This is a genomic window from Neptunomonas sp. CHC150, assembly GCF_030397555.1.
Classification (GTDB): Bacteria; Pseudomonadota; Gammaproteobacteria; order Pseudomonadales; family Balneatricaceae; genus Neptunomonas; species Neptunomonas phycophila.
On record NZ_JAPNXU010000006.1, the window covers coordinates 262,444 to 283,242 of the forward strand.

The 20,799-nt window shown below is 44.4% G+C and carries 23 protein-coding genes; 8 read left to right on the forward strand and 15 right to left on the reverse strand.

The window, feature by feature from the left end:
- Nucleotides 1-150: 150 nt before the first annotated feature.
- Nucleotides 151-1,896 carry a class I poly(R)-hydroxyalkanoic acid synthase gene (gene phaC / locus OW491_RS07260; RefSeq protein ID WP_215151878.1) on the reverse strand — a complete coding sequence of 582 codons (1,746 nt, stop codon included), beginning with the start codon at nt 1,894-1,896 and terminating at the stop codon, nt 151-153.
- Nucleotides 1,897-2,132: 236 nt separating this feature from the next.
- Here phaC and OW491_RS07265 point away from each other — a divergent pair, with 236 nt between their 5' ends.
- A complete protein-coding gene (locus tag OW491_RS07265) occupies nt 2,133-2,423 on the forward strand; it encodes a glutaredoxin family protein (protein ID WP_254842919.1) in 291 nt (96 codons plus the stop codon).
- Between the two features lie 108 nt (nt 2,424-2,531).
- Here the strand turns inward: OW491_RS07265 and OW491_RS07270 are convergent, their stop codons facing one another.
- Both OW491_RS07270 and OW491_RS07275 read right to left on the reverse strand, forming a co-directional pair.
- A complete protein-coding gene (locus OW491_RS07270; RefSeq protein WP_290035363.1) occupies nt 2,532-4,535 on the reverse strand; it encodes a transglycosylase SLT domain-containing protein in 2,004 nt (667 codons plus the stop codon).
- 283 nt (nt 4,536-4,818) lie between these two features.
- Entirely contained in the window at nt 4,819-5,661 is an 843-nt protein-coding gene (locus tag OW491_RS07275; protein ID WP_290035365.1) for an endo alpha-1,4 polygalactosaminidase, read from the reverse strand.
- A 350-nt stretch (nt 5,662-6,011) separates the two neighbouring features.
- Here OW491_RS07275 and OW491_RS07280 point away from each other — a divergent pair, with 350 nt between their 5' ends.
- Nucleotides 6,012-6,344 (forward strand): hypothetical protein, encoded by a 333-nt coding sequence (locus OW491_RS07280; protein WP_178968863.1) that lies wholly within the window; start codon nt 6,012-6,014, stop codon nt 6,342-6,344.
- Here OW491_RS07280 and OW491_RS07285 read toward each other — a convergent pair.
- The 4 genes from OW491_RS07285 to OW491_RS07300 all read right to left on the reverse strand — a co-directional run bounded on the left by OW491_RS07285 (nt 6,341) and on the right by OW491_RS07300 (nt 9,404).
- Nucleotides 6,341-7,072, reverse strand: coding sequence for an extensin family protein (locus OW491_RS07285; protein ID WP_290035366.1), 732 nt, complete (start codon nt 7,070-7,072; stop codon nt 6,341-6,343). The two genes, OW491_RS07280 and OW491_RS07285, sit on opposite strands and share 4 nt — an antisense overlap.
- 102 nt (nt 7,073-7,174) lie before the next feature.
- Entirely contained in the window at nt 7,175-8,080 is a 906-nt protein-coding gene (locus OW491_RS07290; RefSeq protein ID WP_075179018.1) for a dienelactone hydrolase family protein, read from the reverse strand.
- 166 nt (nt 8,081-8,246) lie between these two features.
- Nucleotides 8,247-8,942: a tRNA (adenine(22)-N(1))-methyltransferase TrmK gene (locus OW491_RS07295; protein ID WP_290035369.1), complete on the reverse strand. Its 696-nt coding sequence runs from the start codon at nt 8,940-8,942 to the stop codon at nt 8,247-8,249.
- A gap of 12 nt (nt 8,943-8,954) precedes the next feature.
- A complete protein-coding gene (locus tag OW491_RS07300; protein ID WP_215151873.1) occupies nt 8,955-9,404 on the reverse strand; it encodes a MarR family transcriptional regulator in 450 nt (149 codons plus the stop codon).
- A 220-nt stretch (nt 9,405-9,624) separates the two neighbouring features.
- On the opposite strand from OW491_RS07300, the gene OW491_RS07305 reads away from it, so the two are divergent.
- The gene (locus tag OW491_RS07305; protein ID WP_290035370.1) at nt 9,625-10,422 is read left to right on the forward strand and encodes a siderophore-interacting protein; all 798 of its coding nucleotides are present in this window, start codon (nt 9,625-9,627) and stop codon (nt 10,420-10,422) included.
- A 110-nt stretch (nt 10,423-10,532) separates the two neighbouring features.
- Entirely contained in the window at nt 10,533-12,446 is a 1,914-nt protein-coding gene (locus tag OW491_RS07310; RefSeq protein ID WP_290035371.1) for an ATP-binding cassette domain-containing protein, read from the forward strand.
- A 15-nt stretch (nt 12,447-12,461) separates the two neighbouring features.
- Here OW491_RS07310 and OW491_RS07315 read toward each other — a convergent pair whose 3' ends face one another.
- Nucleotides 12,462-12,902, reverse strand: coding sequence for a universal stress protein (locus OW491_RS07315; protein WP_075172399.1), 441 nt, complete (start codon nt 12,900-12,902; stop codon nt 12,462-12,464).
- A 131-nt stretch (nt 12,903-13,033) separates the two neighbouring features.
- Here OW491_RS07315 and OW491_RS07320 point away from each other — a divergent pair, with 131 nt between their 5' ends.
- On the forward strand, nt 13,034-13,537 hold the full coding sequence (locus OW491_RS07320; RefSeq protein ID WP_290035372.1) for a hypothetical protein: 504 nt from the start codon (nt 13,034-13,036) through the stop codon (nt 13,535-13,537).
- Complete coding sequence (locus OW491_RS07325; protein WP_075179014.1) at nt 13,534-13,791, forward strand: DUF1653 domain-containing protein; 258 nt, start codon at nt 13,534-13,536, stop codon at nt 13,789-13,791. The genes OW491_RS07320 and OW491_RS07325 overlap by 4 nt, the downstream gene beginning before the upstream one ends.
- Nucleotides 13,792-13,862: 71 nt before the next feature.
- On the opposite strand, the gene OW491_RS07330 is transcribed toward OW491_RS07325, so the two are convergent.
- The 6 genes from OW491_RS07330 to puuE form a co-directional block, all read right to left on the reverse strand.
- Complete coding sequence (locus OW491_RS07330; protein WP_075172396.1) at nt 13,863-14,087, reverse strand: hypothetical protein; 225 nt, start codon at nt 14,085-14,087, stop codon at nt 13,863-13,865.
- Between the two features lie 101 nt (nt 14,088-14,188).
- The gene (locus OW491_RS07335) at nt 14,189-14,812 is read right to left on the reverse strand and encodes a TetR/AcrR family transcriptional regulator (RefSeq protein WP_290035376.1); all 624 of its coding nucleotides are present in this window, start codon (nt 14,810-14,812) and stop codon (nt 14,189-14,191) included.
- Nucleotides 14,813-14,873: 61 nt separating this feature from the next.
- Nucleotides 14,874-15,401, reverse strand: coding sequence for an ureidoglycolate lyase (locus tag OW491_RS07340; RefSeq protein ID WP_290035377.1), 528 nt, complete (start codon nt 15,399-15,401; stop codon nt 14,874-14,876).
- A 14-nt stretch (nt 15,402-15,415) separates the two neighbouring features.
- On the reverse strand, nt 15,416-16,405 hold the full coding sequence (alc, locus tag OW491_RS07345) for an allantoicase (protein ID WP_290035378.1): 990 nt from the start codon (nt 16,403-16,405) through the stop codon (nt 15,416-15,418).
- Nucleotides 16,406-16,453: 48 nt separating this feature from the next.
- Nucleotides 16,454-16,978: a 2-oxo-4-hydroxy-4-carboxy-5-ureidoimidazoline decarboxylase gene (gene uraD / locus OW491_RS07350; RefSeq protein ID WP_290035381.1), complete on the reverse strand. Its 525-nt coding sequence runs from the start codon at nt 16,976-16,978 to the stop codon at nt 16,454-16,456.
- Nucleotides 16,979-16,988: 10 nt separating this feature from the next.
- Nucleotides 16,989-17,894, reverse strand: coding sequence for an allantoinase PuuE (puuE, locus tag OW491_RS07355; protein ID WP_290035383.1), 906 nt, complete (start codon nt 17,892-17,894; stop codon nt 16,989-16,991).
- A gap of 278 nt (nt 17,895-18,172) precedes the next feature.
- Here puuE and uraH point away from each other — a divergent pair, with 278 nt between their 5' ends.
- Together uraH and OW491_RS07365 are read left to right on the forward strand one after the other, a co-directional pair.
- Nucleotides 18,173-18,526 (forward strand): hydroxyisourate hydrolase, encoded by a 354-nt coding sequence (uraH, locus tag OW491_RS07360; protein ID WP_215151867.1) that lies wholly within the window; start codon nt 18,173-18,175, stop codon nt 18,524-18,526.
- A gap of 224 nt (nt 18,527-18,750) precedes the next feature.
- On the forward strand, nt 18,751-19,455 hold the full coding sequence (locus OW491_RS07365) for a GntR family transcriptional regulator (protein WP_075179009.1): 705 nt from the start codon (nt 18,751-18,753) through the stop codon (nt 19,453-19,455).
- Nucleotides 19,456-19,458: 3 nt separating this feature from the next.
- Here the strand turns inward: OW491_RS07365 and guaD are convergent, their stop codons facing one another.
- Entirely contained in the window at nt 19,459-20,763 is a 1,305-nt protein-coding gene (gene guaD / locus OW491_RS07370) for a guanine deaminase (RefSeq protein WP_290035387.1), read from the reverse strand.
- Nucleotides 20,764-20,799: the final 36 nt, after the last annotated feature.

The following is a 20,799-nucleotide window of genomic DNA, read 5'->3' on the forward strand; positions in this document are numbered from 1 at the left end:
TAACAAAAAATGCCATATGTGTTGATGGCATGCGTCCATTTTTCCGGGGTATAGTAACAGTAATAGGAGCTAAGCAATTACTAAATTTGTAGGCTTTATCCATAAAAAAGCCTCTGTTTTACAGAGGCTTTGTATGTTTTTGGAAAAGTGTTAGTCGATTCTTACGGCAACATAGCGGCCCGGTGCGGGTTCGATAGGTTTAAAGGAAGCGTTGCCATAATCTTTAGGTGCTTCGATTTTCTTGCCGGCACGACGACGTAACCATTCGTGCCAGTTTGGCCACCATGATCCTTCCACTCGCTCCGCTGTTTCTAGCCAATGATCAGCCCCTTTACCTTGTTCTCCTTTGGTCCAGAAATTACGGCGATTTTTAGAGGCGGGGTTAATGACCCCAGCTACATGACCACTCGCGCCTAAAACAAACTCTATTTTCGATCCGAAGGTTTCAGTTGCCTTGAAAGTGCCTTTCCAAGGAGCGATATGATCCTCGGCCGTGGATAAGAAATAGCATGGGATTTTGATTTTTCCTAAATCAACCGGCGTACCGCAGACCTTTAGCTTGTTGGGCTTAGATAGGTTGTTTTCGAGATACATATTTTTTAAGTAATATGTGTACATCGCAGCAGGAAGGTTAGTTGAATCGCTATTCCAATACAAAATATCAAAGGGTGCTGGTGTTTGGCCTTTTAAGTAGTTATTGACGACATAAGACCAAATGAGGTCATTGGAGCGCAGCATATTGAAAGAGGTGGCTAGCTCGCGGCCCGATAAATAACCTTGAGACGTTACCTTTCCTTCCAGCTTTTTAACTTGTTCTTCATCAATAAACACACATAGGTCACCCGCATCTTCGAAATCAGTAAGGGTGGTTAAGAAAGTTGCGGATCCTACACTGTCATCACCTTTGTCTGCCATAACAGCAAGTGCTGAAGATAATAGCGTGCCACCAATACACCAAGCCACGGCGTTAATCTTAGGAGTCTGAGTTATGTCTTTAACCACGTCTATGGCTTTGAATATACCCTCGCCCACATAGCTATCCCAACCGATATCACTTTGCTCAGGTGTTGGGTTTAGCCATGAAATCAGGAATGTATTTTGCCCTTGATCGACGCAGAATTTAACAAACGAGTTATGCTCTTGTAGATCTAGAATATAAAATTTGTTGATACAAGGCGGGATGATTAGGGTTGGCTTTTCATAAACCTCTTCACCGCTGGGTTTGTAATGGATCAACTGGAACAGTTCGTTTTCAAAAACGACGGCGCCTTCAGTGGTTGCTATGTTTTCGCCGAGTGTAAAAGCACTTTCATCCGTCATCGAGATACGGCCTTTCTCGATATCGGACAGGAGGTTCTGCAGACCATCTATCAAGCTTTGGCCTTGAGTGTCTACGGCCTGTTGTAGGACTTCAGGGTTCGTAGCCGCGAAGTTAGTCGGAGACATCGCATCAATGTACTGCTGTGTGTAAAAGTCGAGCTTTCGCTGTTCTGTTTCGTCTAAGTTAGCGTTTGATGCCATGCTTTTTAGCAGGTTAGAGCTTAGAAGGTACGACTGTTTGAGGTAGCTAAAAACAGGGTTAGTTGTCCATTCCTCGCCGTTAAATCGACGATCTCCTTTTTCGGGGTTTGCAACAGGCGCTGCATCTGGCTGGCCGCTAAAAAAACTCTGCCATAAAGACATATGAGCTTGTTGGTATTCGGTAAAGGCTTGAACCCAAGTAGAGGGGTCTTCCATTGAGCGCGTTATCAAGTCAGTCCATGATCGGCTGAATTGACTGAACACATCGTCACCGCCGGCCGCTGTATAGTTTTCGAGTATTTTCTGTGTTTCGTGATTGATAAACTTAAGGAATTCTTGAGGGTCGTTCAGTGCCGTACTAGAGTCATTTTCCATGTGAGTGCCTTTTCCTAAAACTGCCTGCCGCTTAAACCGGGTGAGCGGGGAGCTACGTGTTAATGTCAGAGTAACTCTTGTTATATGCTGCTCTCAGAATAGCCTTGAGCAGGGCGGGCTTGCAACCCCGTTACGCCCTTGTTTCATAGCACTTTAGGCCAGTGCTTTTTCACAAACTGCGCTTAATTTTTATGCCTTGGTACTTTTATGACAAACCGGTGCGCCATGGCGCTGTAATGAAGCTCAATAACTGCAATAATGGTTTTTTGGTCACGATATTAAGCAGGGAAATGGTGCGTACATTTATTTTATATGGATCTGAAGGTTGTCACTTATGTGAAGATGCAGAAGCGTTATTGGTCGCGTGCTTGAACCCGGAGAAGCATCAAGTCGACCTGATTGATATAGCGTATGATGATCGTTTGATGGCTCGTTTTGCGACGCAAATACCCGTACTTGAAGATGAGCAAGGGGACGTGCTGAATTGGCCCTTTTCAGCGGAACAGTTGCGGGCATTTGTTGGTTGATGTGGCAGCCTATGATTGTTTGTATTTTAAGGTCAATTGCTATTCATTAAAAAAGGCCCCGTAGGGCCTTTGTTAAGGAGAAAGCTCACCGGTAAAAATAGGTGATGCTTACTGTATTTGTGTGCTCGGTACTTTAGTCTCTAAAGGCCCTTTTTTAAGGTTGAGACTAGACAGGGCGAGTGAGGCTGTTTCTTTATCATTGAGCAGCCGGCTCGGGTTCGAAGATAGTACGTCATAGATAACGCGATATGTCAGCACGTTTTGGACGTATTTGCGTGTTTCGTCAAATGGAATAGTTTCAATCCACGCATCCAAAGGCAGATCACCGCGTTGCTCTAACCAGCGTTTAACGCGATGTGGACCTGCGTTATAAGCCGCTGTTGCATACACCGTGTTGCCATCAAATCGTTCTAGCATTTGAGATAGGTAGGCAGTTCCAAGCTCTACGTTCGTCCTTAGCTGAAACAGCTCATCAGGGTTTTTGTAGTCTATATCGTATTTTTTAGCCGTTTCCCGTGCAGTAGCAGGCATAAGTTGCATTAAACCTCTGGCCCCAACGCGAGATCGAGCTGTTTGGTGATAGGCGCTTTCTTGACGAGCGATGGCGATAGCCCATGTTCTATTAATATTACGTGCAGTAGCTAACTCGGCAAAAAGCGGAAGGTGTGGCTTTGGAAAACGGATGTCTAGATCGTCCCATGCTTTAACTAAGGCTGCACCACGTATGGCTTGGTCGTACCAGCCCCAATCATAGGCGATGTGTGCGGCGGCGTGTTTGTCAGACTCGTCTAGTTGCTTAACTAAAGCATTCCATTCAACCCGCGCATTATATTCCAAACCAAAAGATAGTAACTCACGCATGCGTTGCATAGCGGGTAAGCCTAGGATACGTGCTTTTTGCTCTTCGGTGATGTTAGCCGGGCGGTGGTTCATACGAAACGGGTCGTTAGATAGCTCGGACGCTAAAAAGCCATAGAAACTACGCTCTTTTACAACCTGTGAGTAGTCGGGCGTATAGTTGCTGTCGAGACGCGCTTTAAGCGTTTCGCGCCAATAACGCCAGCGGTCACTACTGCGCATGTCGTCAGGTAGCAATGTAATTAAGCCTAAAGCGCCTTTCCAGTCTTTATCCGCGAGCTCTAAGCGAATGCGCCATTCAGTTAGTTCGCCTTCTTTAAAGTCTGGGTCAAGCTTAGCTAGAACTTGTTTGGCGTTAGATCGAAACCCTTTAGCGTAACGTTTACCAAAATAGTCGTTTAGGGCATGTTGTTTTTCGGGAGTTACGGCTAAGCGATGGCGGTCACGAATCCAGACATCGGCTGCTGCATGGATATCTTTTCGGGCTAATTCGCGAACCGCGTACGCTAAAATGATGCCGTGTTCTGGTTTGTTATCGTGAAGTAGGCTTTTATCTTCAATCAGAGAAAGATCATTTTGTACTTTCCAAAAGAGAGCGGCGTCTTGTTTATCGGCTGTATCAGTAATGAATTTTTCAGCGTACTTAGCAATTGAAAAGTTTTTGCTCGAAACGGCGTTCCAGAAACGAGCCTTCCCTTGGTCTGATGTTGGGTGGCCTTTTTTCATCCATTCTGCAAAGAGTGGATCGCATGCGCTATCTTGGGAGTAACCAACAACCCACATTGAATCGGCAAGGGTCATGGCTTCTTGGATTTTACCCGTGGCTAGCGTGGCGTAGGCTTTATCGCATTGGTATTTGCTTTTGGAGAGTGGGTAGTCTTCAAAGGCCGATAAGTAAGCCGCCCAATTTTGTTGGCTTTTAAGGTTGTTTAAGCGCGCTATTTGAACGTCATCACCAAAAGGGGTTGCTCTATTTGCTACGACAAACTGTTTAACAGACTGGTCATCCAGGCGGCTAATATCGCGTTTGATTTGACGCACGGTCAAATAGGGAACGAGAGGATAGTCGCCTAATTGTTGTGTAAGCCGGTCGGCGAGTACGGAATCACCTTTGTTAAAAGCGGCTTTGGCTTTGGTGTACAGAGCACGTTGTTGGGCGTCAGTGGCGGCGTATACTGAAGGAGCCGAAACTAACAGCTGTGAAACGCCTAAAAGTGCGATGAGGTGGAAACGAGGCTTTAAAGAGAACGTCATTGTATAAGTGCCTACAGTAGATCAGTTAATAGCCGTGTAATTGAGCTATGGGAAAATGATAGATATGCCGCCAAAATGTTTATGTTGTTGGCACGCCTTATGTTTAGGCTATCGGTGTATTGTATGAATTCTTTATCCAAAAGCCTCGTTATTTTTTTGGGTTGAATTAGGTCTTGTGGTCATTGGGTCGTCTGCACGTATTGCGCTTAATTTAAAAATAGAAAAGGGCAAACTCATAAAGTTCCACTCAACTCCTGCAAAATAATGCGTGCATTTTTTAACGTTACGGTGCTTGGCAGTTAAAATGGATGCTGTCATCTAAGTCTTCAGAAAGAATAAGCGTGCTAAATGCAAGATTATTCATCGTATCGCATAGTGCTTTTCTTGCGGAAGCACTGTTGACGTAGGTGCTATTGTACTCTGCGGATAGTACCGGTTTGTTGGCTTCAATAAACGGCAGGAGCAATTCACATTCATTGAACTTCGTGCATTGCTCATTGACCGCGAAGTCGAAGTAGCTAACTAAGTCATTCACTTGCTCTAGGTCGTTTTTTAAACCGATAGCCAATCCCAATCGATGGGCTTGGGTGGCTAAAAAACGGTTAAAGGTGAGTTGGTCTGCCGCTGTTAAATTAAAACCCGAGTCATTAGCGTAGCCGTCGACGTTGTCTGGTTCAACGCCATCACATCCTTTACTAGACGCTAATTCAAGACGGCTTTGCATGAGTTGAGTGACTTTATTTGATCGGATATCTAACCAGCGCTCGTCTGGCCATCCATCCATGGGGTAACCTAGGTCTGCTGGCTCAAATTGATCCGCGTCTGGTCGCCATGGCTCGTATGACCCTGCCGAAAAATAACAAATAACATGATGGCCTGACATGTGTAGCTCAGAAATGAGCTCGGAGCTGGTATCGAATAGATCAATATCATAAATGTCGACACTGTATTCTTGGTTAATAGTTCCGGTAAGTTGCCATTGCCATGAAGCTCCTGCTTGAGGTTGGTAATGGCCTTTTACCGTAGTTTCGTCCGTCTTGCTACCACCACCGCATCCGGTTAAAAAATAAGAACAAGCCAAAACTCCTAATATTGAGACTGCCTTGTGTGACGATTGATTTCTCATCTGTGTCCCTAAACGTTCGTGTTTTTACCTAGTAACTCTTCATACTTAACTATACTGGTTAAAGGCGAGCGTCATTTTTGCCATTGAAAGCCCAGAATAGCCAGCATTTGATCAGGTTAACATGGTTGTGAATTGTTAGTGATCAATATTTAAATTAAACGTTTGTATGTTTGTAAATTGTTGATTTTGTACTATCTTTTATGTGATTTGGATGTTTTGGGCTGCATTTTTGAAGGCGTGTTTGTTTAAAATTCTAAGTTTGCATGAGGTATTGTGAGGGGTTGGTACTACCAAATGTTTGAATGGTAGATCAGTAATGGATCAATGTTTTGGTTAATGGGTAGGTAATAATGTCGGTGGAAATACCAGAAGAAAAAAAGTTAACGGTGATTTGTCGAGTTGAGGCGGGATGTTTGGGGCCTGAAGGAGATAAACTCGTAGCACGGTTTTGTGGTTTTGCTTTAGATAACTTTGAGCGGACATTACCTGCGCATATTGCTATTAAGGTTCTGCCGCGCATGGATAAAATGTTGCCCGAGATGGATTATCAAGTGATGGGGCGAACGTTGAGTCGAGAACAGTCGACTAAATATTTACAGCTCTTTGATGATGACACGGATCAGTTAGAAGAACGCTTAAATGCCCAATTAATTGAGCTGATTAATCAGTATCTAGGCCGTTAACGGCAAACTCCCCATCCTGTTTTTCCACGCTGAGCTTGGTCAAAGTGGAAGTGGTCGGCATGTGCGGCGTTGTATTCTGGAGATAATACCGTCGCATAGACATCACAAGCGCCATCGCGAATAGCCTTAAGAAAGTTAGATTTCTGTCCCGCGTTTTTCCAATCACGTTTAATACTAATCCGCTCACCGTTTTTTAGAATAAATCCAGCAATATCAATGGCATTGCCTGTTGCGTGTTCACTCCAACGACCGCTAGCTTGTCCGTACATGCGTCGGCAATTATAAGATCCATAATGCTCAATGCCAGTAACCGGCTGTTGGAAAAACTCTAAAGCAGCGGTTTGCACAATTTGCTGCTCCCAAACAACATAAGCAGCCACCACTGAACAAGCAGGGGCTACATTAGGTGGGGCTAGTTTGGATACAAGAGGCTCAGAAGGCAGTGTTTTAATTAGGTCGTTTGCTAAGCATTCAGCACCGCCGCGTGAGGGTAGGCGCTGATAATGAACCCCCGCTTCTTCGAGCAGCGTTTCACATAGGTTTAGGTCATCCCTCAGTGCGACTAATTTCATGCGAGTTGATAAACCTATTGGTTTACTTAAATCTAATCGTGTCCAAGGGAGATCAGTTTCATAGCGCTTGTAAAAGTTAGCAATATAAGGATCGTAAAAGAAGTAGGCCCCTGATAAGCAGGTGAACAGTAAAATAATAGAGATACGTTGTTTCAAAGAAAGGGCCTTTCTACTCAATAATACTTTGCCAGTTTACGAGTAAACACATAACCAGCAAAGTATTGAGGTTCGTTACGCTGCTTTATACCGATATTGTAATCAGTTATTTAACGTTTGACGAAAAAAACGAACAACCTTGCGCTGAGATTTAATTGCTTGTCGTAAGTTGGGAGTAAACGTAACTTCACAGCCCGACCCTAAACATGCATAGGGGTCGGTAACGATCATCTCGGGTTGTAATCTGTCCCAAGCATGAGTTGCGCCGCGATATTGGCGGTGTGCCAATACCCCTTGCGCATCGTTTGGTAATGAGCTGACCAGATTGCTACATGTATCTGGTAGATCGTAGGTGTCTAGTTCACCTGATTGGATTAGCACTGGAGCACCTGTTAAGTGGTAGAACTCATAACCAGGGACAGTGTTGTAAGCCCAGCAAACTGGATAATTAGCGATATGACTAGCAAATCTAAGATCCTGCCCAAACTGGTCTGCATAGGGTTGAGTTGCCGCTAGCATGGTAATGACGCCTCCCCAAGAAAAGCCTAATAAGCCGATATTATTAGCATCAATTCCAGGTTGCGTGGATAAGAATTTTAGCGCGCCAAAGGCATCCGGGACTGTTTCGGGAACGCCGCTCGGTCGCCCGCTAACGCTGCCTGTCCAACCACGAGCAGCCCAAAGATCAACCTCCAATGTCGCTATGCCTGCTTCATTAAGAGCAAGCGTATAAAGTGAACCGCGGCTGTCTACTCCGGCGCTGCCATGCATGATAACGACCGCAGGAATTTTTTGGCTTTCATAGCCTTTTGGGATACGCAGTTGAGCTGATATCTCAATAGGGTTGGCTTCTGTTGCTGAAGGGAAATTAACGTATGATGTGTAAGGTAATTCAGGAAAGCTAAATTGGTGCTGTTTTAAGTGGGAGGGGCCTGCGAAGCTGTTAACAGTTAATAAAGTACTTATCAGAGTGATAAAACACCGTAATGTAATGGCACAAAAGCGCATAAAATTCTCCTTTTAAAAGCGCGTTTTGAATAGAACAGATAATATGAGCTAGTCCTGCACTCTTCGTATGGTCGGCCAAAAGCCAAGCTCTATTCTTGAGTTGGTAATCGTGAGCTTTCATGTATAGCTTGTCAAACGCTTGTTTAACTCAAAAGCAAGCTTAGCTTTATCGGATAGTTATAGCTTGGTAGGCGTTAATAATTGGCTCGATTTCTTGCGAGGAGTTGAGCTTTGAGCGTTGGTAATGGCCGATGGTTTTGGCCAGATACTCGGCGGCAATTTGTTTTTGTTCAGGAGAGGTTGTTGTCCAGATACGTTCGCCAACAGGCGTTATTGTGTTGCTAGATAAGGGCGGCTTGTTAGCAACCAAAAGTAGCTCATAAAAACGTTTGTTCTCTTTGACTAATTGCTCCTCAATCAAGGCAAAGCCTAAGTCTATCAGTGTCTCTCTTAGTTTAAATTGATGATGAACCGGGCAGAGTAAGTAATCTATTTCAACATCCGAATTTTTTTGGTTAATCGCAGCGATAAGGTCAGCCATTAAATCACCACCAATACCGGCAATAATAATTAGGTGTTTTCCGGTCTGTTTTGGAATAGTGAGAGTCGCTACATCTTGGCAATGAACCTCCCATACAGAAGCACTTGCCGTGTTTATTTTCTTTGGGTGGAATTGCTGTAACTTCCGTTCAACTTCATTCATTAGCTCGGGCAATATATCTACGAAATGCACAACCTGCGCAGCTTGTCGGGCGAGTAGAGAGGCCCCTAGCAATCCATGATCACAGCAACAATCCCAAATTTGGGTGTATTGATCAGTGACTAAGCTTTCTATTGCTGATAAACGTTTGCCGAGTTTCATGTGGGGAACTGCTTAAGTGATATCAGATGTGTCTTGTTGTTTTAAGTTGTTTATCAATTGGTTAGCAGTCTGTTTGAATGTGTTTAATTGGTCTTCTGATAATCCGTTTGTCATCGTTTTAATGATGAGCTTCTCTTCTTGAGCAATTAATGTCATGAGTGACTTACCTTGATCCGTCAATGCGAGTAGCTGGCTTCGTTTATCGTGAGGGTTAGGTGTTTTAATAATCCACCCATTGGCAATGAGCTCTTTGATTAACCGGGTAATTTGGCCTTTGTCACGATTTAAACCGACCGACACATCCAAGGCTGTACATGGTTGCTGTTGCTCGATTAGACGCAGTGTACGCACATGCATACCATTTATATCTTTTGTGTGTTCGCGAATGACATGACGTAAGCGTACTTTGAATACATACATGAGGGAATAAATGGTTTCGCTAAAGTCGTTTGAGTCCTGCATGTGGCTCCCTAGGGTGTGATAGATCAAGGGCTATTGGTCAACAAGAATACTGAAAATGGTTGACTTTATCAATTAAAATAATATGATTGATAATGTCAACTAAGTGCTAGAGTATAGTTATGACTTAGCACTTCTTATAAATCTAACAAACGTGATGGGGTAGAGGGTTAAGGCTCTCTAATAATTATTGTTGTGCCTCTGTCATGGTGAAGGAAAAAGCATGGTAAATAAAGAAATACAGACAGCTAAACAGAATGCCCCTGAGCAACGTGGTAATGGTCGTCGTGGTGGAAGAGGTGTGGTGCGCGAAGTGGTGGTGTCAAGAATGCAGCAACTGTCTCCTCACTTGAAGCGGGTTGTTCTAACGGGCGATTCGTTGAGTGATTTCCCAGAAGATCAGCAAGGTGCTTATGTTAAGTTGCGAATCGACCAAGGCTCTGAAAAGTTGATTATGCGCTCTTACACTATACAAGCGTTTGATCCCTCTACACGAGAGCTGGCACTTGATTTTGTGGTTGGTCAGCATGTTGGGCCAGCGACCGATTGGGCTGATACGGTATCGGTGGGTCAAAAAGTATCTATTGGCGGTCCTGGGCCGCGTAAAATGGACTGCTTTGGTGCATCTACTTACTTGCTGGTGGGGGATTTAACATCCATTAATGCCGTAACTGCCTACGCAAACCTCATTGATTCTAGTGCCACGGTTCATGCGTTTTTAGAAGCGCCTAGTTCAGAAGACTTTTTAGTGATTGATTGGCCTAAGAATGTTCAAGTGAGCTGGCACTTAGCTGAAAAAGGAAAGCATGACAGCATAGTTGAGGCTGTAAAACAAATGGAGAGCTTACCAGTAGATACTCATGTTTTTATTGCATCAGAAGCGAGTGTGTTTCGTGAGTTACGCCGTTTCGTTCGCGATAATGTAGGTTTGCCGAATGAGCAGCTTTTTGCTTCGGCGTATTGGAAGGAAGGTAAAGATAGCGACCAATTATCGATGGATAAGCTACAGGATACGATTTAATCCATTTAATTTGCGGTAATTCAGGACAGATATGGTATTAGCACTGCATAGCGAGGCGCTTTCCGTTAAAATGCCGAGCTGTTTTTACACCAACTTTCATTGAGTTCATTATGCCGCTAATTCGAATTGACAAAGCCTCGCTTGCTTTTGGTACACGCCCACTATTAACAGACGTTGAGCTTAACATTGAACCTGGCGAACGAATTGGCTTGGTGGGTTTAAATGGAGCGGGTAAATCCACGTTGATGAAAGTGATCAACAAAGAAGTTGCACTAGATGGTGGCGACCTTTGGATCGATCCTGCTTGCCGAATTGCACAGTTGCCTCAGGCCTTACCTGCAGCCGACGAACGTCGTGTTTGGGATGTCGTTGCAGAAGGTTTACAAGATATTGTGAATTTACGTCGAGAGTATGATGAAGTGGCATCACAAGACGATATTTCAATGTCTAAATTAGAGTCACTTCAGCAAAAGATTGAAGCCTTGGATGGCTGGCAGCTAGAACAAAATGTAGAGCGAGTGCTGACTCAACTGTCGTTAGATGGCGAGGCGTTAATGTCGTCATTGTCTGGCGGTTGGCGTCGTCGTGCCGCATTGGGCGCAGCGTTGGTTCAGAACCCTGACTTGTTGTTATTGGATGAGCCAACAAACCATTTAGATATTGGCACCATTGAATGGATGGAGCAGCAACTGATTGAGTTTAGAGGCGGCTTATTATTTGTATCGCATGACCGAGCATTAGTAGATCACCTGGCTACACGTATTATTGAATTAGACCGAGGTGTGTTAACCAGTTTCAAGGGTAACTACACGAGTTATGTAGAGCAAAAACAAGTATTGCTTGAGAACGAAGCCCGTCAAAACGCATTGTTTGATAAAAAATTAGCGCAAGAAGAAGTATGGATACGCCAAGGTATCAAAGCACGACGTACCCGCAATGAGGGCCGTGTTCGCACGCTGGAAAAGCTACGTAATGAACGTGCTGAGCGGATGAATCGGCAGGGCAAAGCGAGCTTTAATTTAGAAGAAGCTCAAAAGTCCGGCAAACTAGCTGCCGAGCTAGAGCATGTGAGTGTTGCTTTTGAGGGTAAGCAGGTTATTCGTGATTTTTCTATGACGCTACAGCGGGGAGACCGGGTTGGATTAATAGGCCCGAACGGTGCTGGTAAAAGTACGCTGTTAAAATTAATTTTAGGTGATATCGAGCCTGATTCGGGCAGTATTAAACGAGGCACTAAATTAGAAGTTGCCTATTTTGATCAGTTGCGTGGTCAGCTGGATATGGATAAGACGGTTATTGACAATATTTCTGAAGGCCGTGAGTCGATCGAGATCAACGGGAATACTCGTCATATTATTGGGTATCTAAATGACTTTTTATTTTCGCCGGAGCGTGCTCGAACACCAGTAAGAGCACTTTCGGGTGGCGAGTGTAATCGCGTTTTACTGGCTAAATTGTTTAGCCAACCTGCTAATTTACTGGTACTCGATGAGCCAACCAATGACCTTGATGTAGAAACTCTTGAGCTACTGGAAGAGATTCTGATGGAGTATAAAGGCACGGTATTGCTGGTAAGTCACGATCGGGCCTTTCTTGATAACGTGGTAACGAGTACGGTGGCTTTTGAAGGTAATGGTCGCCTTAAAGCTTATGTAGGCGGGTATAAAGATTGGTTGCGCCAACGCCCTGAGCCAACCGCTGTAGGTAAAGAAGCGGGTAAAAATGCGCCAAAGCCTGCAAAAGAAGCTGCAAAAGTAGAGCCAGTCAAAGCCGCTCCTGCACCCAAAAAAGCATCTGTGAAACTGAGCTACAAACTGCAGCGCGAGCTGGAAAGTTTGCCAGCTGAAATAGAAGCGGCCGAAAACTCATTGGAAGCTTTGCAATCTGAAATGGCTGATCCAGCTTTTTACGAGCAAGATCACGCCAAAGTTGCAGAAAAAGTGGCTCAGCTATCTGAGCAAGAAGCGACACTAGAGCGCTTGATGGAGCGCTGGGTTGAGTTAGAGGCAATGCAAGAGGGCTAAAAAAGCCCTCGATGTTTAGTCGGTTACTTCGATGCGAATAGCGAGTACATCACAAGGTGCTCCATGTAAAACGCTGTTGGCCGTTGAACCCAGTAGTAGGGCAAGGCCATGACGCCCGTGGCTACCTACAACGATTAAATCGCAGTTTTTAGCTTCGGCTATACGATGGATCTCTGTTTCGGTATGGCCTACTAAAACCATTTGATCCGCTACGGGAAAATCAAGCTTTTTAGTAAAAGCGGCTAGGTTAGTTCGAGCGTGTTCATTGAGCTGATCTTGAACGGTGGTTAGGTCCATAGGGACATCGCCGCCATATGCAAAACTCAGAGGTTCTATAACATGTAAAACCGTCACCGTAGCGTCGTTGTTACGAGCTATAGCACGTGTTTTTTCGATGAGTTGATCCGATTCATCGGATAGGTCAACAGCAAGTAGTATGTTGGAATAAACGCCCATGATCTGGTTCCTTATTCGTATGACGTGACTTGAGCTTACCACAGGCTATTTTAAATTTGCATGATGCTTATCAAAGGTCACATATCTATTTTAACAGTAGGGCCTATACGGTTCTTGGCAGAGGTTGATTGATGGAAGTAACAATCATAGTGTTTGTGGTCATGTCGCTTTTAGGCTCCCTCATGTGGATGATGCCTTCTAAGCGTGAAAAGTTGTTAGCCACATTGCGACTAGACGCTCGTAAGGCGGGCTTTACTGTGCAATTAGTGCATGTTGAGCCACCCCGAGCCGAAGGCGAATATGAAAGTGACACTATTAATGTCGCGGCGTATCGAATGAGCCGCAATAACTCTCATAAGAAACAGCCCGAAACAGTGCCATGGCAAGTGTTCCGTGTAAAAGCAATAAGTTGTGATGGTTTGACTGAAGGCTGGAGTTGGAAAATAGGTGAGCGGATGCTGTCTTCTTCTCATCTAGCTGTGCTTAACGAGGTTATTAAAGCCCTACCCGATGATGTGGTTGGTCTGGAATCTACTCCTATACACGTATCCGCCTATTGGAAAGAGTTATCGGGTATTGAGTCAATGGAAATCATTAAAAACGAGCTAGAGAAGCTAAAGAAGGCAAATTTATGAATACGCAAGCAGATAAACCATCAGATTTAATTAAGCCTATTCTTGCTGTAGGAAGGTATCAGCATTATAAAGGTGCTGAATATCAAGTAGTCGATGTTGTTTGTCACTCCGAAACTCAAGAGTGGTTAGTTTTGTACTACCCCTTGTATGGTAATCGTCAGTTATGGGTCCGACCTTACGATATGTTTATCGAGTCGGTAGAGCTATCAGACGGCACTACGCAATCAAGATTCACACTGGTTGAGCCAGAGTAAAGCCGGAAAAGCGGTATGATAAGTCCTTAACTGAAGCGTCTGCGCGTCCTGCGGTGGTGTTGGATGGTTACTTAGCGACGAGAGATTTCGCGCATTAAGCCAGAAAGATCTAGCCCCATTTCCTCTGCCATTTTCTTTATATCATTACTTGTTCTGGGTGGTACTTTGATTGCATGAGCGCGACGTTCTTTTTCTTCTTTTTTAGCAGCTGCCTTCGCCTCAACCTTTACAAGAAGGTCCGAAAGCTGCTCTAAAGAAAGCTCGCGTAGCCGCGTTAGATAATCTTCTTCTGTCATTAGCTGAAAATAGCCTGTGTTTTATAAAGTGCTTGCTGTGTTTTGGTAAAACGAATAAGTGATTGCTGTACAGGAAGTACATCCTCATAATAGCATAAATTTTAGTGATTATTAGAGGGTAATGTTAAGCCACAGCCACTCAATACCATCTTGGTAATCAGTTCGGCAGCGGTTTGATAATCATTCTTACTTAACTTCTTTTTGCCTGTCACTCGCCCAATCTGCCAATCAAAATCGGCATATGTTTGTGTTGATGCCCAAATAGTAAAGAGTAGGTGGTGCGAGTCTACTCTATCCATCTTTCCTTCATCCATCCAAGCGTTTAATCGCACGGTAGTACTGACGGTTTGTTGCATAAGTTTATCGGAAATATCAGCCGGTAAATAAGGTGCGCCATGCATGATCTCGCTAGCAAATACCTTGGATGCATGTGGGTGTTCTTTTGAAATACGAATTTTAGTATGTATATATGCCTGCAGCGCTGCGGCGGGGTCGTCATATGTTGCAAATGGGGTGGAAGCTTCTAGTAAAGGCTCGATAATTGACTCGAGAACACAACGGTATAGGTTTTCTTTACTTTGAAAATAATAGTAGATGTTGGGTTTGGGTAATTGTACTTTTTTAGCGATATCGATAATTTTAGTGGCGGCAAACCCTTTATCTGCAAACTCTATGGCTGCAGCCTCTAAAATACGTTCGCGGTTACGCTCGCGGATTCTACTCATTGTGGAGAAAGTTCTGTACTGCTCAGAAGGAGAGTCATAGTAACGGCCTTTATCAGTTAGCTCAAGTTTGCAGTACAGGACTTTGGTCACTGTTAAAAAACACTTCAATACAATTATTGCCAGAGCCAGAGCGGTCAACGACTAAAAACTCGTCATCATTATTTAACGCAATAACAGGGTAATGCCATGTCCCTTTGTGATAATTAACCCCTTGTAATCCATTGGTAATAAACGCTTTTAAGTCGTGGGGTGTTACGGTATCGCCAGGCGGAGCAACTACCACCAGAAAAGCTTGTTGGTTTAAAGGGATGAAAGCTTGGCTGCCAAGCGGGTGTTTTTCCATCATATTGATCTGTAACGGGCGAGGATAAACCTGCGCCCTAAAAATGCTAATGATGGCAGATCCGTCTTTGTCTGTATCGACGTCGGCTAAGCGGTGATAACGTCGAGTATAATCCTGATTAATGAGAAAATAGTCGCGATCAGCCGTTTCAATTACATCGCCATAAGGTGCAAATGCTTCAGCCGTGAGTGGCTCAGGTTGTAATAATTTATCCGAAAGAGCTGTTGTCGATTCAGAACTTGTCATGACTTTATTCCTCTTTAAGCAGGCAGTTTGCCGATTACACGTATACGGCTGATGCCACCATCTGGGAAAATATTAAGTTTAATATGTGAAACTACGCCGAGGTCATTCAGCTCGCTGTTGAAGGTATGCTCACGATCCATTTGTAGCTTTTGAGCGGGTAGTAGTTCTCGCCAATATAGGCTACGAGTGGCTACCTGTTCATCTGTAGCACTTTCAACAAGGGCCGCTTGTATTGAGCAGCTATCGGGATAGTTACCTTTAAAAAAGTGGGTGTCCACGATTATTTCTTTGGGTAGGCATGGCTTAGCTAGTTGGATGATAACCCAGTCGTTTCCGGGTACTCTTCGACGAGCAGTCTCCCAGCCGTCACCCATGTTAATACCGCGTCCAGGGTTTAGAATATTGCTCATTTTTCCATAGTGCTCGTCACTGCAGGCAAGAGAGCGAGCTCCAAGAAGAGCGGATGCAAAGTCGTAGGTTTGATCTAGGTTTTGAGACCAATCAACAAAAGGTGTCCCATAAATGCGCAAACGAGCAACACCGCCATCAGGGAAAATGTTAAAACGAACATGGGTCCACGGTTGGTCAGAGTCAATATCAAATAAATTGTTGCTATCGCCTTGAAGATTGACAGGCGCTAGCACTTGAGTCCATTGCGTAGAGTCGTCCGGTTCGGCCTCTGGGCTATAACAGGCTTCAAGTGAGGCAGAAGGAGGATAATTTCCGGTAAAAAAAGTGGTATCAATATCAACACCTTTAAACACGCCTGCAACCCCAAGTTTTATAATGGCATGATCATAGCCTTCATAGCGTTTGCGGCGAGATTCCCATCCATCCATCCACTTGCCATTGTCGTCAAATACCCCTTCTTTCCAAACAGGTGGCTGTGGCTGAAGCATTCGGTTTACGTCTGCAAACCAGTCGTCGGTGACAAAAGTAGCGATGGAGCCTAGTCGTGCATCCGCTAGGTTTAAGAGGTGTGTAAATTCAGTGTTGTTCGTCATTTGTTTGTATCTCGTCAATAGTACTTGGTCTTGATAAAGCACTTATCATTAAAGGGTTTCTAAGCGAAAACGTGCAATTTTATTGATCTCTTCTAGTGCTGTTTGAAATTCCACATCAGGTGCATTCGTGATGCGTTGTTCAAACGCGTCGAGTATCTGGTAACGGTTACTACCTTTAACGGCTTTAATGAACGGAAAGCCAAAACGTGTTTTGTAGGTATAGTTAAGACGAGTGAAGCGATCAAATTCTTCAGGGGTGCATTCGCTAATGCCCGCGCCTGACTGTTCTGCCGTGGAGGAGGCCGTCAACTCTCCTCTCATAGCGGCGCGACCGGCTAGGTCAGGATGAGCATTTATTAGTGCTAGTTGCTCGTCATAACTGGCGTTTAATAAGCACTGCGACATCGCTTGATGTAAAACATCAATTTCATCGAATTGGTTAAGCGGGCCTAATAAAAAGGCCTTTTCGGCAACCCATGGAGAGTGCTCGTAAATGTCCGCGAAGGTTTCTACAAATTCATCCAAGCTCATAGTGCTGGGTTTGATATGGGTAAAGCATTGTTTTGTGTTCATCGCTTAACCCTTAACCCTTAAATGGATGATGTGTGTGCCAGTGGGTAGCGATATCTTCGCGCCGCGCATACCAAACACCTTCAAATTGTTTGGTGTACTCAACGAAGCGTTTAAGTGCTGCAAGCCTGCCAGGACGGCCTATTAGACGACAATGCAAGCCGATAGATAGCATTTTGGGCGCAGTATCTCCCTCTTCGTAAAGCGTGTCGAAGCTGTCTTTTAAATACTGGTAAAACTGCTCGCCTGTATTAAACCCTTGTACTTGCGCAAAACGCATATCGTTAGTGTCGAGTGTATAAGGGATGACGAGGTGGCCTTTCCCATCGTTATTGACCCAATAGGGGAGGTCGTCATCATAGGCGTCTGAGTCATATAGAAATCCGCCTTCTTCCATTACTAGATCACGAGTGTGGATACCGTTGCGGCCGGTGTACCAACCAACTGGTCGCTTGCCAGTAATATCAGTCAGTATTTTAATAGCTTGGTTAAGGTGCTCTCGTTCCTCGTCTTTGTCCATGAAGGCGTAATCTATCCAGCGATATCCATGGCTACAGATTTCATGTCCTTCATTCGCCATAAATTTGATGATATCAGGATAGCGCTCAGCGGCCATTGCCACTGCAAAAATCGTGAGCGGGATGTCGTTTTTCATAAATAGGTTAAGAATGCGCCAAACACCAGCACGGCTGCCGTATTCATAAATGGATTCCATGCTCATATGTCGAGCATTTGGAAATGGTACGGCGGATGGCATTTCTGATAAGAATGCTTCTGATTCTTTATCTCCATGGAGTATGTTCCGCTCTCCACCTTCTTCGTAGTTGAGTACAAAAGAAAGAGCGATCTTTGCATCATTTGGCCATTGTGGATGGGGAGGTTTTCCGGCGTAGCCGATCAAGTCGCGTGGATAGTCCATGGCAGCCTCTTTAAATTTAGCATTGTATACAATTTATAATTACCTTTATAAAGACAAATGATTATAAAATCGATATCTTTAAGGAAATAATCGTTATATTTTTAGCATAATCACATTTTTGCTCTTTTTTGGTTCGATTTTAGATGGTCTGTGATTCAAAATTGTGCACAATTTTTTCGTTTGGCGATGTCTACTAATGTTTGAAGAAAGAGTCGCTAAAGTGAGAGCTATAAGTTGCCACTGGGTTGAGCCGAGAATAAACAAGAGGAAGTAACTATATGGGATACTTAACAACACATGTTTTAGATACAGCAAAAGGGTGTCCTGGCAGTTCTATGCAGGTCCGGTTGTATCGTATTGTTGATGGTCAATCAGAGCTGTTAAGCGAGATTGTGACCAATAGTGATGGCCGTTGCGATTCACCTATACTTGCCGCTGATGATTTTAAGATGGGTAAGTATGAGTTGGTCTTTGAGGCTGGTGATTACTTTAGACGTTCGGGGACTTTAGGCTCAGGGCCTTCATTTGTAGAAGATGTAGTGATTCGTTTCGTGATTTCTGATGAGTCCGATCATTATCACGTGCCGTTAATTGTTTCGCCTTATAGCTTTTCAACGTATCGTGGCAGTTAACGTTATAAGTAAGCGCTATGAGAAATGATTGTTTTGGTTAAATAACAAACAAACTACTGCTTTTTATAGCTAAATCGCTCTTTTTGGGGACTAAAATAGAGGTTTTACCTGTTTTTTAGTCTTTAGGTGTTTTAGTGCGTGTATGTTAATAAAGCATTTAATGGTTGTTCATTGCTTCTCTTTGACGTTAAATCGGCGAGCTATTTTTTAAAAAGAATGGAAACATGAAAAATACAATGGCTTCTCCTCCTGAACGCAAACGTGCTCAACAAGATGAGGCAATTTACAGCCATATTTTTGATGCGATTTTAGAGCAGAAGTTGGCACCGGGAACACGCTTGAGTGAAGAAAAGCTTGGCGAGTTATTTGGTGTCAGTCGTACGATTATTCGTCGTGTGCTTTCACGTTTATCATCAGAGCAAATAATAGAGCTGCGTCCTAACCGAGGGGCGATTGTTGCTTGCCCGACTGTGGATGAAGCGGTGCAGGTTTTATTCGCGCGGCGTATGGCTGAAAAGGCCATCGTTGAACTTGCCGCCGGCCGTTGTTCTGCTAAACAAATTCAACAATTGCGTGATCATGTGTCACATGAAGATGATTTATTTTCAAAAGGTGACCAAGGCGCCGCTATCCGTATGTCTGGCGAGTTTCACTTGTTATTGGCAACAATGGCCGGTAATGCGCCTCTCGAACATTTTATGCGCAGTCTGGTGTCGCAAACCTCGTTGGTTATAGCCTTGTACGAAATTAGGGGTAGAGAGCACTGTGCAGGGGATGAGCACAGCCAATTGATTGATGTTCTCGAACAGGGAGATAAGGCTAAAGCGGTTGAGTTAATGGATGTGCACATGGACCACATTGAAGCCAAACTGCGTTTGGATAAAGCGCCCGACACGTTAGATAGCGTATTCGGGCACTTGCAGGCTTAACGCTTAGCGTTGATGCACGCATCGACCACCACTGTAAGTGGCTTTGATGCTGCGGTCATCTCCTAGCATCATTAGGATAAATAGCTGTTCAGATATGCTATTTGCGTTGGCCATGCGTGCTTTTATTAATGGCGTGGATTCAAGATCCAAAACGACAAAATCAGCTTCGCTCTTAGGTAGTAACGTGCCGATCTTATCGCTTAGTCTGAGCGAGCGCGCCCCACCTAGTGTTGCTAAATAAAAGGATTGTATGGGATCAATACGTTGTTGTTGAAGTTGAGTCACTTTGTAGGCTTCTTGTAAGGTTTGAAGCATCGAAAAGCTTGTGCCACCACCCACGTCGGTTCCTATGCCTATATTCACCTTATGCGATTCTAGTTTCTTTACATTAAACAGCCCGCTGCCTAAAAACAGATTAGAGGTGGGGCAAAAAGCAACCGATGATCCGGTTTGGTGTAAACGGCAGCAGTCCTCGTCATTTAAATAAATGCCATGTGCAAAGACTGATCTCTCTGTCAGGAGTTGGTGTTGGTCATACACGTCTAAGTAAGAGCGGCTTTCAGGAAATAGCTCGGCTACCCATCCACATTCATTTTTGTTTTCAGCTAAGTGGGTGTGTAAATATAAGTCTGGGGCAAGCTTAAGTAGCTTGGCGGCAACATCTAATTGTTCTGGGGTGCTGGTGGGCGCAAATCGGGGCGTCACAGCATAAGCTAAGCGGTCTTTGTTATGCCATTTTTCAATCAGCTGCTTGCTTTCGTCATAGCTGCTTTGGGCTGAGTCGGTTAAATAGTCTGGTGCATTGCGGTCCATCATAACTTTGCCGGCAATCATCCGTAATTGTCGTTTTTGCGCTTCATTAAAGAAAGCGTCAACGGACTCCGGGTGAACGGTGCCGAACACCAGAGCGGTCGTGGTTCCGTTTTTCAGTAGTTCGTCTAAAAACAACGAAGCTACACGCTGGGCATGCTCGGGATCACTAAACTGCTTTTCAGTTGGGAAAGTGTAGTTTTCAAGCCAATCCAGTAATTGTTCGCCGTAAGACGCGATCATTTCGGTTTGCGGGTAGTGGATATGCGTATCAATGAAACCGGGGGTAATTAAGCTGTTGGGTAGTTCTACGACCTTGATATGGGGCGGTAACTCCTTGAGAAGGCTTTCAGCGTCGCCGCAGTGGGTTATTGTGCCGTTCTCGACGACTAATAGCCCGTCAGCAAAATATTGGTGAGCCTCTCCTGCTGGTTGGTGAGCAGGGTTATCGAGTGTATGGAACAATGCTGATCGGTAGGCGGTTTGGGTATCGGTCATAGTTTGTCAGTAGCTCGTTTAGTTCGCTAAAGGAAT

Bases quoted from the DNA above. Each gene is read 5' to 3' on its own strand.
- OW491_RS07290 (WP_075179018.1), bottom strand. From the start codon at position 8,080: ATGCGCTTTTGTGCCATTACATTACGGTGTTTTATCACTCTGATAAGT.
- OW491_RS07310 (WP_290035371.1), top strand. From the start codon at position 10,533: ATGCCGCTAATTCGAATTGACAAAGCCTCGCTTGCTTTTGGTACACGC.
- OW491_RS07325 (WP_075179014.1), top strand. From the start codon at position 13,534: ATGAATACGCAAGCAGATAAACCATCAGATTTAATTAAGCCTATTCTT.
- OW491_RS07265 (WP_254842919.1), top strand. From the start codon at position 2,133: ATGAAGCTCAATAACTGCAATAATGGTTTTTTGGTCACGATATTAAGC.
- OW491_RS07280 (WP_178968863.1), top strand. From the start codon at position 6,012: ATGTCGGTGGAAATACCAGAAGAAAAAAAGTTAACGGTGATTTGTCGA.
- OW491_RS07365 (WP_075179009.1), top strand. From the start codon at position 18,751: ATGAAAAATACAATGGCTTCTCCTCCTGAACGCAAACGTGCTCAACAA.
- OW491_RS07275 (WP_290035365.1), bottom strand. From the start codon at position 5,661: ATGAGAAATCAATCGTCACACAAGGCAGTCTCAATATTAGGAGTTTTG.
- OW491_RS07270 (WP_290035363.1), bottom strand. From the start codon at position 4,535: ATGACGTTCTCTTTAAAGCCTCGTTTCCACCTCATCGCACTTTTAGGC.
- guaD (WP_290035387.1), bottom strand. From the start codon at position 20,763: ATGACCGATACCCAAACCGCCTACCGATCAGCATTGTTCCATACACTC.
- phaC (WP_215151878.1), bottom strand. From the start codon at position 1,896: ATGGAAAATGACTCTAGTACGGCACTGAACGACCCTCAAGAATTCCTT.
- OW491_RS07335 (WP_290035376.1), bottom strand. From the start codon at position 14,812: ATGAGTAGAATCCGCGAGCGTAACCGCGAACGTATTTTAGAGGCTGCA.
- OW491_RS07340 (WP_290035377.1), bottom strand. From the start codon at position 15,401: ATGACAAGTTCTGAATCGACAACAGCTCTTTCGGATAAATTATTACAA.
- alc (WP_290035378.1), bottom strand. From the start codon at position 16,405: ATGACGAACAACACTGAATTTACACACCTCTTAAACCTAGCGGATGCA.
- puuE (WP_290035383.1), bottom strand. From the start codon at position 17,894: ATGGACTATCCACGCGACTTGATCGGCTACGCCGGAAAACCTCCCCAT.
- uraD (WP_290035381.1), bottom strand. From the start codon at position 16,978: ATGAACACAAAACAATGCTTTACCCATATCAAACCCAGCACTATGAGC.
- OW491_RS07305 (WP_290035370.1), top strand. From the start codon at position 9,625: ATGGTAAATAAAGAAATACAGACAGCTAAACAGAATGCCCCTGAGCAA.
- OW491_RS07315 (WP_075172399.1), bottom strand. From the start codon at position 12,902: ATGGGCGTTTATTCCAACATACTACTTGCTGTTGACCTATCCGATGAA.
- OW491_RS07320 (WP_290035372.1), top strand. From the start codon at position 13,034: ATGGAAGTAACAATCATAGTGTTTGTGGTCATGTCGCTTTTAGGCTCC.
- OW491_RS07330 (WP_075172396.1), bottom strand. From the start codon at position 14,087: ATGACAGAAGAAGATTATCTAACGCGGCTACGCGAGCTTTCTTTAGAG.
- OW491_RS07295 (WP_290035369.1), bottom strand. From the start codon at position 8,942: ATGAAACTCGGCAAACGTTTATCAGCAATAGAAAGCTTAGTCACTGAT.
- OW491_RS07300 (WP_215151873.1), bottom strand. From the start codon at position 9,404: ATGCAGGACTCAAACGACTTTAGCGAAACCATTTATTCCCTCATGTAT.
- uraH (WP_215151867.1), top strand. From the start codon at position 18,173: ATGGGATACTTAACAACACATGTTTTAGATACAGCAAAAGGGTGTCCT.